This window comes from Exiguobacterium sp. s63, from assembly GCF_018617335.1.
Lineage (GTDB): Bacteria > Bacillota > Bacilli > Exiguobacteriales > Exiguobacteriaceae > Exiguobacterium.
The window spans coordinates 1-12,409 of record NZ_JACSKB010000008.1; the positions used below are offsets into that span (position 1 = coordinate 1).

General features: G+C 48.2%; 8 protein-coding genes, 2 tRNA genes and 1 other annotated feature. Of the genes, 7 read left to right on the forward strand and 3 right to left on the reverse strand.

The genetic code is table 11. The features are described 5' to 3' along the window. The first annotated feature begins 313 nt into the window (after positions 1-313). Positions 314-1,777: an IMP dehydrogenase gene (gene guaB, locus KNO90_RS14420; protein ID WP_078145949.1), complete on the forward strand. Its 1,464-nt coding sequence runs from the start codon at positions 314-316 to the stop codon at positions 1,775-1,777. Between the two features lie 43 nt (positions 1,778-1,820). Here guaB and KNO90_RS14425 read toward each other — a convergent pair whose 3' ends face one another. The 3 genes from KNO90_RS14425 to pdxR all read right to left on the reverse strand — a co-directional run bounded on the left by KNO90_RS14425 (position 1,821) and on the right by pdxR (position 7,403). After that, the gene (locus tag KNO90_RS14425; RefSeq protein ID WP_215113893.1) at positions 1,821-5,243 is read right to left on the reverse strand and encodes an alpha-amylase family glycosyl hydrolase; all 3,423 of its coding nucleotides are present in this window, start codon (positions 5,241-5,243) and stop codon (positions 1,821-1,823) included. A 139-nt stretch (positions 5,244-5,382) separates the two neighbouring features. Then, complete coding sequence (locus KNO90_RS14430) at positions 5,383-6,003, reverse strand: class A sortase (protein WP_215113894.1); 621 nt, start codon at positions 6,001-6,003, stop codon at positions 5,383-5,385. After that, a complete protein-coding gene (pdxR, locus tag KNO90_RS14435; protein ID WP_214743126.1) occupies positions 6,000-7,403 on the reverse strand; it encodes a MocR-like pyridoxine biosynthesis transcription factor PdxR in 1,404 nt (467 codons plus the stop codon). Before pdxR ends, KNO90_RS14430 begins: the two co-directional genes overlap by 4 nt. Positions 7,404-7,691: 288 nt before the next feature. Between pdxR and pdxS the strand changes: the two genes are divergently transcribed. From pdxS to KNO90_RS14465, 6 genes are all read left to right on the forward strand, one after another. Continuing rightward, entirely contained in the window at positions 7,692-8,582 is an 891-nt protein-coding gene (pdxS, locus tag KNO90_RS14440; RefSeq protein WP_214743127.1) for a pyridoxal 5'-phosphate synthase lyase subunit PdxS, read from the forward strand. A 1-nt stretch (position 8,583) separates the two neighbouring features. Then, a complete protein-coding gene (gene pdxT, locus KNO90_RS14445; protein WP_215113895.1) occupies positions 8,584-9,162 on the forward strand; it encodes a pyridoxal 5'-phosphate synthase glutaminase subunit PdxT in 579 nt (192 codons plus the stop codon). 85 nt (positions 9,163-9,247) lie between these two features. Continuing rightward, positions 9,248-10,495 carry a D-alanyl-D-alanine carboxypeptidase family protein gene (locus KNO90_RS14450; protein ID WP_214743129.1) on the forward strand — a complete coding sequence of 416 codons (1,248 nt, stop codon included), beginning with the start codon at positions 9,248-9,250 and terminating at the stop codon, positions 10,493-10,495. 18 nt (positions 10,496-10,513) lie between these two features. Then, positions 10,514-10,722 (forward strand) — a binding site (T-box leader). A gap of 51 nt (positions 10,723-10,773) precedes the next feature. Beyond that, positions 10,774-12,057 carry a serine--tRNA ligase gene (gene serS / locus KNO90_RS14455; RefSeq protein WP_214743130.1) on the forward strand — a complete coding sequence of 428 codons (1,284 nt, stop codon included), beginning with the start codon at positions 10,774-10,776 and terminating at the stop codon, positions 12,055-12,057. 138 nt (positions 12,058-12,195) lie between these two features. Further along, positions 12,196-12,286 (forward strand) — tRNA-Ser (locus tag KNO90_RS14460). Between the two features lie 37 nt (positions 12,287-12,323). After that, a tRNA-Ser gene (locus KNO90_RS14465) sits at positions 12,324-12,409 on the forward strand.

Sequence of the window (12,409 nt, forward strand, 5' to 3'; positions counted from 1 at the left end):
TTAAGCGTCTCAGCGCCGAAAGTAGTTGGGGGATCTCCCCCTGTGAGGATAGGACGTTGCCAGGCAACAACGCAGGACGACCGAGCATACGCTCGGTCGTTTTTTTACGTACATAATGAAACCGAGCTCCATGTTCTATCCGTCTACACGGTGAAATTCCGAACAATTTGCATGTTATTTGAGTGAATGAACACAATTCTGAACTTTCTGAACATCGGGAATTGAATTGCACTTTTACGTTATACCTGTTACCATTACAGAAATATTTCGAAACAAAGATGTAGGTAGAACGAGAAAGGGGCCATCAATTTTTATGTGGGAAAATAAGTTTGCAAAAGAAGGTTTAACATTTGATGATGTATTACTCGTACCACGATTTTCAAATGTTTTACCCCGTGACGTTGATTTAAGCACGAAGCTCTGTGAAGGACTCGAATTAAATATTCCAATCATCAGTGCCGGCATGGATACCGTCACAGAAGCCCCAATGGCGATTGCTATGGCTCGTCAAGGTGGTCTGGGTGTCATCCATAAGAACATGTCGATGGAAATGCAGGCTGAGCATGTCGATCGCGTAAAGCGCTCAGAAAATGGTGTCATCACAAACCCGTTCTATTTAACTCCAGACCGTCAAGTATATGATGCAGAATACTTGATGAGTAAGTATCGTATTTCGGGTGTCCCAATCGTCAACTCAGAAGAAGAACGTCAATTGATCGGTATCTTAACGAATCGTGACCTTCGCTTCATTAAAGACTATTCGACGGTGATCAAAGATGTCATGACGACAGAGAACCTCATCACAGCAAAAGTGGGTACATCGCTTGAAGAAGCTGAACGTATCCTTCATCAACATCGTATCGAGAAACTTCCACTTGTCGATGAGAACGGCGTATTGAAAGGTCTCATTACGACGAAAGATATCGAGAAGGTCGAACAGTTCCCGAACGCTGCTAAAGATAAGCAAGGCCGTCTTCTTGTTGCAGCTGCAGTCGGTGTCACGAAAGATGCGGCTTCACGTGCTCAAGTTTTAGTTGAAGCAGGTGTGGATGCATTAGTCATCGATACGGCACACGGACACTCAGCAGGCGTACTTGAAAAAGTTCGTGAGTTACGTGACATGTTCCCGTCACTTCCAATCATCGCAGGAAACGTAGCAACTGCTGAAGCGACGCGTGCATTGATTGAAGCAGGAGCATCTGTCATTAAAGTTGGGATTGGACCAGGCTCAATCTGTACGACACGTGTTGTCGCTGGTGTCGGAGTTCCACAAATCACAGCAGTTTATGACTGTGTGACAGAAGCGAAAGAGCACGGTGTCTCAGTCATCGCTGACGGTGGAATCAAGTACTCTGGTGATATCGTCAAAGCCATCGCCGCTGGAGCCAACGCAGTCATGCTTGGAAGCTTGCTTGCAGGTGTGAAAGAGAGTCCAGGTGAGATGGAAATCTACCAAGGTCGTCAATTCAAGACGTACCGTGGTATGGGATCGGAAGCATCGATGAAACGTGGTAGTCAAGACCGTTACTTCCAGGAAGCGGACAAAAAGTTCGTTCCAGAGGGTATCGAAGGTCGCGTCGCGTATCGCGGTGAACTAGCTGACACGGTCTATCAATTGATCGGTGGTCTTCGTTCAGGTATGGGGTATTGCGGCGCTGCCGACATTCGTGCCCTTCGTGAAGACACACAGTTCATTCGTATGACAGGTGCTGGACTCCAAGAGAGCCACCCACACGATGTCAACATCACTAAAGAAGCACCAAACTATTCACGTTAATGAAAAGCCGCCATCCTGTTCACTCAGGATGGCGGTTTTGTGATTATTTTCGTTTTTCAACGAGGATGACGGTACCTCCCTGGTCTTGGGCTGGTAACGTGACGGTGACTTTCCCGTCTTTTTGTACCGTGCATGCTTTCCCGCTGTAGCGGTCGACCAATACCGTTTTTGGTTTGTACGCTGTCTTAAATGTGACTTGTTGGGCTTTCTCTTTCGTGTTCAACCCGACGAGAACGGACTGTTTGCCGTAGACCCGCTCAAAGATTGAATACCCAGACGCAGCACTCACAGCGACGGATGAACGTGTTCCTTTGCTGAATACGTGAGAATAGTCTGCACGGATGTTCAACAATTTCTGGTAATGCGTATGCATCGCTTTTCCTTCCCCTTTGACACGTGACCAGTCGAAATCATAGCGATTTTCGTTGAACTCGCCTTTGTCCATATCCCCTGCATGTTTCCCAGATTGTCCGACCTCTTCCCCGTAATAAATGACCGGTTGACCTTTTGCCGTAATCTGAAGGGCAGCAGCGACCATTTGCTTGCCTGTGTCTCCACCTGCGCGCGAGACGAGGAATCCATCTTCGTCATGGCTACTTAAGAATTGTCCAAGCGTTGCTTCATTCGATAATTGGTTATTTCGGTATTGGAGCGCTTTTTCTACATCTTCAATGTTGCCGTTTAGGAATCGCTCGGCCTGGTATTTAAAATCGAAGTCGAGCAAGGAATCCATTTGCCCACTTCTCAAATAACCGCCTGTATTGTTGATGCTGGCTCCATAGTGTTCACCAATCAGTTTGAAATCTGGTTTGATTGTGGTCAGCTCATTTTTGAATGACTTCCACGTCGTTGAATCCACATGTTTGACTGTATCGACACGGAAATAGTCAATCGTATTTCCTTTTTTCGTCTTCGAACGTTTGATCCAATCGGTCTGCCATTTGACCAACTGTTCTCGAACGGCCGCTTCTTCCGTCTTGAAATCAGGAAGACCAGACAAGGACATCTTCAGGTCATCCCCGTCGACCGGATTCTCCCGAATCATGCCATCGAACACTTGACGTTCTGCGTCCGTCGGGAAATTCGTGACAGCTGAACTTGCGCCCGGTTCCATGCCGTAGCCTGGATGGTTCAAGACGACATCGACCATGATTTTGATGCCGCGCTTATGCGCCTCGTCAATCAATTTGTGGAATGCGGCCATGTCGCCGAGATGTTCATCGAGCTTCTCGAAGTTTTTCGCCCAGTAGCCATGATACCCATATTGAGACCCGTCTTTTCCGTAACGTAAATCCCAATCGATGTTATCCACAATCGGTGTCACCCAGATGGTATTGATGCCGAGGTCATCCAAGTAATCAAGTTTTTTCGTGACACCCGCAAAGTCTCCACCGTGGTATGATTCCGGGTGGTCTTGGTCATAATACTCACGGTTCGGGTTGTCGTTGGACAAGTCCCCGTTATAGAAACGGTCCGTCAACATGAAGTAGATTCTTGCCTCATCCCAATCAAAGGTTTGTTTGTCTTTCATCGTTTTCGGAACGACACGGATCGTGGTCTTCGAGCGATGGACATTTCCGTATTGGTCAATGGCTGTGACAGACAGTGTCTTATTTCCTGGTTTGACTGTATCTTTCACCGCGATGGTTTGAGCATTCAGTGCACGATCGATATGGAGCTTGGCAGGTCCACCGAGAGGTCGTGCATCGATATAGAGTTCACGAAGCGTCACGCCCTTCGGTAAGGTTGGCTTCACTCGTACGACGGCATTTTCGCGGGAACTAATCGCTTTTGGACTGACCGATGAAGTGAGTTTGACGGTCGGTTGGCGATATTCGATCTGGGAAGCCTCGAAATACGGATCTTTCACTTCAGTCGTCACCCCGTCTTTTGTGACGAGGTACGTGTAGTCATGAATGCCTTCAGGCAAACGTACTGTGTGACGGAACCATTCGTTGTCAGGCTCATACGTCATCGGATAAGTTTCCCCATTGATCTTGAGTGCGACCTTCTCGATATCGCCCATTTTTCCAGATTCATAGAGCGCTACATCACGATAGAAGAAACTAATCCCATCGGTACCGTATACCGGTCCGTTGATTGTCGGAACTTGATGGAACACACCTTTCCCGCTCTCGACGATGACTTTCGTGACACGGTCTTCTCCAAGTGTGACGTATCTGTCTTCTCCATAAGCGTCCTTCACAGCCCAATCCGTACCTTTTCGGATGACAAACCCGACTTTGGTGGCGTCTTGACCGACTGGGATTCGGAAGATGGCACCGTCCTCTGTGATGCGATACGGGTCAACTTGACCGTCTTTTTTGCCGGTGCTCCATGTCCACAGGTTCCAATCCCTATAATCACCATCCGCACGAACATACTTCATCTTGATATAACGAGTCGTTTCCCACGGATCGGCGATTTTGGTTGCTGTTTTGAACGTTGTCGTCAAGGCAGGGAGTGTCGTGTTCGAAAGTGTCCCCGTCACCGCATCCGCTGGGATGGTAGCCGTATAGGACGTATCGAGAGCGAGTGCCTCTTTCGGCTGGATTGTAACAGTTGCTCCGTTCGTCACCACGTCGACCGGGATCTGCGTTTCTCCTTGTTGTAGCGTGACTGCTTCAGCATCGAGACGGACGGGTTCGTTGAACGTCCATGTGATTGGGGAAGACACATCCACGTCGATTGAGGATGAAGCCGGGGTCACCGAAACGACTTCAAGCTGATCAATCGTCTCCACCCCATTTAATGTGAAGGGAGCACTATACACAGATTGCGTCGACGGCGTAGCAGCGACGTTCCAGCTGTTTGCTAGTTGGTTTGCGGCGTTACTTGGAATCGTATCGAATGCACCATGCTCTCCCGCATTATTTCCGCTCAATACAGTCAAGGCACGCACTTGGTCCCCGTTGTTTAGCCCGAGTAAGGAGAGCGGAATCTTTCCTTCGAATCCTTTCGTTCGGTCCACTGCGAAAGCCGCCCCGTTCAATTGGTTCAATTGTAAGAGAGGCGTGTCCTGACCGGCCTTATAGAGGGCCGCTTCTTTGACTTTTTGATCGCCGTCGACACGAACGAGAATATGATATTGAGGTGCCTTGTCGACACCTGAAAAGTCGAATGGGTATCCGAGAGGATTTTTAGAAATGCCAGAATCTTCATCGTTAATTTGAAGGGCGATGTTAATGTATTGGCCATTGTCGCCCCAATTCGGGACATTGTTCGCATCTACATAAAAATAAAGGTGTTGAGCGTCGTTTTGTATGTATAAATCACCGACATCAAATCCTTGCCAACCCGTAGCAGGTGAAGTCGCGAGGGCTGGGATCGAGCTCCAGTCCGTCTTCGATCCGTCGATGGTCACAGTGGTCGGTTCCGCCAATGCGTTCATCGGGATACCGGCTTGAATGAGTAATGCACCCGAAAGAATCAGCGTTGAAGCCTGACGAGCGGTTGTTTTTTTCATGAGGCACCTCTTTCTGTCAAATGTATTTGCACAAATTTATGCAAACGTTTTCAAAAATAGTTTAGCGGAACTTGAAAGCGCTCACAATATGTTTTTGGAAAAATAATAAACCGCCTCTCCGAATTAAAAGGAGAAACGGTTAGGTTGAAGAAGTGACGAGCGTTCCTTTGACAATCAGGCGCTCTGTCGTATCGAACGTACACGTGATTAACGTGATTGTTGGGGTGGAGGTGTCATCTAATACATCGACCCGTTCAGGAGAGACCGTTTCAAGCGAAGTGACCACGTACTCATACGTTTGCGTTTCATCTTGAAGATAGATCGTCGTCCCTATCTCAATCTCATGGAGTGGACCGAATAGAGCGGTCGCATTTCGTAAATAATGCCCGGCGAGTGCATAATTTCCTTCGCCCATTCGCTGGTCAGGATGCATCGTTCCCGCTCCGACTGCCAAATTTTCATCATCTAGCCCTTGAATGATTGGCAGTTTAAGTGAAACATCGGGAATGAAAATCACACCAATAGTCGGTAAATCATGAAATCGATTGCGCGCCTCTAAAACATCTTTTAGCGAGAGTGGCGTGACGGCCTCGAAATCATAACTCGGTTCAAATGCGTCATCTGGCTGTACTTCCATATGTTCTATTACGTATTCACTAGTGGAACGGGTGATCGTATCTTTCCAAATCGAACTTGTCAGTAAGAGAATGCCGATCCCGATGAGCAAAAACCCGATGAGCCATCGAAGTCGTGGATTCATGACTTTCCTCCTTTTACAACTGCCCACGCAAGCATCAACTGCTCAATCACGTCAGGTAACGTCGACTCAGACAAATGCGCAAATCCGAACAGAAATTGCTTGTGGGAATCTGGATGCACGATGCGATAGTCATTCATGGATTTAATGGCGATTCCGGCGGATTCGGCGGACTGCTTCAATTCTTGCTCCGTGCGCTCGGTGGCGATGGTCAACACAACGTGCAATCCGGCACTGGCTCCGGTCACGGTGACGGTCGGTTCGAATGGTCGGAAGGCAGCGAGGACACTTTCTAACTTACGACGGTATATTTTTCGCATCCGGTTCAAATGCTTCTCAAAGTCACCACTCGACATGAATAACGCCAACGTCTGTTGTTCGAATCGGGGAACGCTACAGGTGAAATAACGATGTCGTTCCCGATAACGGTTTAACAAAGGTGTCGGTAAGACCATATAGCCGATGCGTAAGGATGGCATGAGCGATTTTGAAAACGTACTGATGTAGATGACCCGTTCGTTCGGGTCCATGCTCTGAAGCGACGGAATCGGTTTGCCGCTATAGCGGAACTCGCTGTCGTAATCGTCTTCGATGATATACGTCTGATGGACGAGCGCCCAGTTCAACAATCGTTGTCGTCGACTGACAGATAGGACAGTCCCCGTCGGAAATTGATGGGCGGGTGTCACGTATAGTGCATCGATTGCATGACGTTCAAGTTCCTTCACACAGACGCCGCTATCGTCCACCGGAATCGGTATGGATGTGCGTCCTTGTTGCTCGAACAACAAGCGTGTGAGCGGATAACCGGGGTCTTCAATCCCGAAGATGGACGAGTCAGGTAAGAGATTCAAGAGTTGGGGCAACAGTTGTTCCGTCCCCGAACCGACGATGATCTGTTCCGGTGAGCACTGCACGCCGCGGGAGTGATAAAGATACGTGGCGATTTCTTGACGCAATTCAAGGTCTCCTTGAACGGAACCTAACGCGAGGAATTCATGATGCACGTCATCGACGACATGTTTGACGTGGCGCTTCCATCGCTCAAAGGGGAAGGCAGTCGTGTCGATTTGACTCGGTGAAACATCATACTCATACGTCTTCGGCGGTGGAGCGGGAGTGATTGTACTGCTCGATCGCCGGACGTATAGCTCTTCTTGTGGTAACACATAAAATCCTTTTCGAGGAATGGATTCGATGTATCCTTCGGCGAGTAACTGGGCATATGCGAACTCGACCGTTGTCTGCGACACATCTAAAAATTGAGAGAGCTTCCGTTTCGAAGGTAATTTCGTTCCTGTCTTTAACGTATCATCGAGAATGGCGTCCCGAATATGTTTATACAATTGCTCGTAAAGCGGGATGGACGATTCTTGATCAAGCGATAAGGTAAGCATGTCCATGGTGTGATGTTCCTTTCTTTATGAACCCCAAAAGAAGTAGAGCATAAACCCAAGAATGATGAGGAAAGAGACAATCCCGGGTGTACCGAATGAGGCACGATGACCTCCATCGAACGAATCACGGTTTAACATACATATTCCTCCTTTATACTTCAACAGGTTCGTGACAGATGGAATAGAGTCCTTTTTTTAAAACTGACCACTTTAAAAAATAAGAAACTGACACTTTTAATATAGTCAATTCAACTTATACTAGCAAGTAGAACACGAATCAATGGAGGGATTTCAATGGAAAAGAGACAAGTAGGGACAGATAAAGTAAAACGTGGGATGGCAGAAATGCAAAAAGGTGGCGTCATCATGGACGTCATCAACGCGGAACAGGCGAAGATTGCGGAAGCTGCCGGGGCTGTAGCTGTCATGGCGCTCGAACGTGTACCATCGGATATCCGTAAAATGGGTGGCGTTGCCCGCATGGCCGACCCGACAATCATTGAAGACGTCATGGGTGCAGTATCTGTACCGGTTATGGCAAAATGCCGAATCGGACATATTGCTGAAGCACGTGTCCTTGAGTCGATGGGGGTCGATTTCATTGACGAGAGCGAAGTATTGACACCAGCCGACGAAGAGTTCCACTTGTACAAGCGCGACTATACGGCACCGTTCGTATGTGGGGCACGCGACCTCGGTGAAGCAGCCCGCCGGATCGGTGAAGGGGCAGCAATGATTCGTACAAAAGGGGAGCCAGGAACAGGGAATATCGTTGAGGCGGTTCGTCATATGCGTACCGTACAAGCGCAAGTGAAACGTCTCTTGTCGATGAGTGTGGATGAAGTCATGACAGAAGCGCGCGACCTCGGTGCACCGTTTGAAGTATTGATGCAAATCCGTGAAGCGGGCCGTCTTCCGGTCGTAAACTTCGCAGCAGGTGGAATCGCGACACCAGCGGACGCGGCCTTGATGATGCACCTCGGAGCAGACGGAGTCTTCGTCGGATCAGGAATCTTTAAAGCAGAGAACCCGGAGAAATTCGCACGTGCCATCGTTGAAGCGACGACGTACCACGATGACTATGAGCGGATTGCGAGCTTGTCAAAAGGATTGGGTGAGGCGATGAAAGGACTCGATGTCCGCACGCTCAAAGAAGAAGAACTCATGGCACCACGAGGCTGGTAACATGGTGACGATTGGCGTATTAGGAATGCAAGGGGCGATTCGCGAGCATGTTCGCATGCTAGAAGCGCTAGGTGCTCGAACTGTTGTCGTTCGTTCGGTAGAAGACTTGGAGTCAATCGACGGACTCGTGTTACCAGGTGGAGAAAGTACCGCAATGCGTCGACTGCTCGATCGGTATGGATTACTTGAACCACTTCGGAACATGGAGACGTTACCGATGTTCGGTACATGTGCCGGCATGATTCTTCTCGCGAACGAAGTCGAAGGTTATGATGCGCACTTGAAGAAAATCCCGATGACAGTAAAGCGCAATGCGTTCGGACGTCAGGTCGACAGTTTTGAAGTCGATCTTCCAGTAAAAGGAATCGATGAGCCAGTCGAAGCGATCTTTATTCGTGCCCCACAAGTGGCGCGAGTTGAACCGGAAGTAGATGTGCTCGCTGAAATGGAGGAAGCGATTGTAGCCGTTCGCTATAACCAATACCTTGCTTGTTCGTTCCATCCAGAATTGACGGAAGATTTATCGTTGCATCGCTATTTCATCGAGATGGTGAAAGAAAATCAGAAGCAATATGCATAAGTTTGGAGGACCTCATAAAAAAGGGGTCCTTCAAACTTATTTTTTGTTACACTGAAACAAGAATCGTATAGAAAGGGGAAACGATGTGAAGGCCCGTTATTTCATCATCTTACTCACATTCGTCTTCGTCATGCAGGCAATCCTGCCTTCAGCTGTCTCTGCAACCACACCGAAAGTGGATGCGGCGAGCGCGATGCTTGTAGACGTGACGACAGGTCAGGTGTTATTTGCTAAACAAGAAGACTCGATGCTGCAGCCAGCTTCAATCACGAAGCTAATGACAGTATTTTTGACACGCGAAGCGATTGAAGCAGGGAAACTCAGTTGGAAACAAGAAATCACACCGAGTGACGCCGCTCTTGCCCTCACGAGAAAGCCGGGATTGGCAAGAATCCCGCTCCTAAATAAACCATATACCGTTAAAGAATTGTATGATGCCGCATTGATTCGCTCCGCAAATGAAGCAGCCGTGACACTCGCGGAAGCCGTATCGGGTTCGGAAGAGGCATTCGTCAAAGAAATGAATCGCCGGGCTGATGAACTCGAGATGACCCAAACCACGTTTGCGAACGCATCAGGTCTCGATTCTGAATCGGCTGGTTTACCCGGTGATAATTTGACGTCTGCTAAAGATTTGATGAAGCTAGCGATTGCTTTTTTATCAACGTATCCTGAAGTGCTCGACGTGACGAAGCGAACGTATGTCGATGTTGATGGAGTTCGATTCGATGCGACGAACCGTATGTTGACTGGTCGCGACCTCGCTTATCCAGGGATGCTCGGCTTTAAGACGGGAACGACAAACGAAGCTGGGTATTGTTTTGTCGGCGTGTCAACGCGAGATGGGCGAACTGTTCTTTCGGTCGTATTAGGTGCGACATCGGATGAAGGACGGTACGCCGCAACGAAAGCATTACATGACTATGCGTATACTGATTTCGTCATGACCCCGATTTTGCGAACGGGTGAGACCGTTTCGAAAATGGCGTCGGTCTCAAAAGGTGAGGAAGAACACGTGGAAGTTCGAACGACGAATGACTTTGAAGTGTTAGTCGAGAAAGGAAAACCTGTTCCTGAGGTAAAAGTTGAATTACTCGATTTAAAGGCCCCGGTCAAAATGGATACGCAAGCAGGCGTGGTCACCATCGATTCTTCGGAACACGTTCGTTATTTGGAAGGGGAAGTTCCCCCGAAGGTGACACTAGTCACAGCGGATTCCATCGATACGGCTTCATTCTTGACGAGAATAACGCGAGCTTTTTTGGATTTCCTCGATCAAATCCGACTCGCACTTGGAAAAATCAGTCTTGTCGAACAAGAACAGATGTTGTAAAGTAAGATTAATTCAATGACAGATGCGATGATGAGAATAAGTACGTTATGTACATCTACTGACAGAGAGCTAGTGGTTGGTGTGAACTAGTGAGATGGTGTAACCGAATCGGCCTCGGAGCATTGACTTGGAAACAGGTCACGTTTGCACACGTTACGTGCATCGAGTGGCTCAATTGTTTGAGCAACGAGGGTGGCAACGCGGATCCAAGGTGGTTCGTCCCTTTCCTACGGGAAAGGGACGTGCCACCTTTTTTATATGAAAAAGGAGGAATAGCAATGTTAGACATTAAACGTTTGCGACAGGATTTTGAAGGAATTAAAGAAAAGTTAGCACACCGAGGGGAAGACTTGAGTGCACTTGACCGTTTCCCACAACTAGAGGAGAAACGCCGTGACTTGATCAACGAAGTGGAAGTGAAGAAAGCGAAGCGCAACGAAGCGACAAAACAAATCGCTGAATTGAAGCGGAACAAAGAAGATGCGGAAGGTCCGATTTTAGAGACACGCCGCCTCGGTGATGAAATCAAACTATTGGATGAAGAGTTACGCGAAGTTGAGGCAGAGCTTAACTTGATCTTACTCAGCATCCCAAACATCCCGCATGAATCAACTCCAATCGGAGAAACGGAAGATGATAACGTGACGATTCGTGAAATCGGGACGAAACCTGATTTTGATTTCGAGCCGAAACAACATTGGGACGTGATGGAAGATCTTCAAATCGTCGATGTCGAGCGCGCAGGAAAAGTAACAGGTAGCCGCTTCGTTTTCTATAAAGGATTAGGTGCTCGCTTAGAACGTGCCCTCATCAACTTTATGATGGACCTTCATTCAGATGAGCATGGTTATGCCGAGGTATTACCACCTTACATGGTCAATCGTGATTCAATGACAGGGACGGGTCAGCTTCCTAAATTTGAAGAGGATGCTTTTAAAGTAGCAGATACGAACTACTTCCTCGTTCCGACGGCTGAAGTACCGGTCACGAACATGCACCGTGAAGAAATTCTTCCGGAAGCACAGCTTCCAATCGCATATACAGCATACAGCGCGAACTTCCGCTCTGAAGCCGGGTCAGCGGGACGTGACACGCGCGGTTTGATCCGTCAGCACCAATTCAATAAAGTCGAGCTCGTCCGCTTCGTGAAACCGGAAGAGTCTTATGAGCAATTAGAGTTGTTGACAGGTCATGCCGAAGAAGTGTTGAAACGTCTTGGTCTTCCGTATCAAGTGCTCAGCATGTGTACGGCAGATCTCGGATTCACTGCGGCGAAAAAATACGATATTGAAGTATGGATGCCGGCACAAGGGGTCTATCGTGAGATTTCTTCTTGTTCAAACTTTGAAGATTTCCAAGCGCGTCGTGCGGGAATTCGTTTCCGTCGTGATGCCAATGCGAAACCGGAGTTCGTGCACACGTTGAACGGTTCAGGATTAGCTGTCGGTCGGACGGTCGCAGCGATTTTGGAAAACTATCAACAAGCGGATGGATCGGTCGTGATTCCAGAAGTCCTTCGTCCTTACATGGGTGGAAAAGAAAAGATTGAAATGCCGAACTAAACGCTTGAGCAGCCTCGATTTTGAGGTTGCTCAATTTTTTTAATGTTTTTTCACAAAAGGGTTTGACATCTGTCTCTTCAGTTGGTACTATAAATCATGTCGAGCGACACTGTTGCTCATGAATTGCATATGAGCTTTGGAGGTGTACCCAAGTGGTTTAAGGGAACGGTCTTGAAAACCGTCAGGGGTGTAACAGCCTGCGTGGGTTCGAATCCCACCACCTCCTCCATTTCTTTTTTGGAGGCTCACACAATTTTATATCTTTTGGAGGTGTACCCAAGTGGTTTAAGGGAACGGTCTTGAAAACCGTCAGGGGTGTAACAGCCTGCGTGGGTTCGAATCCCACCACCTC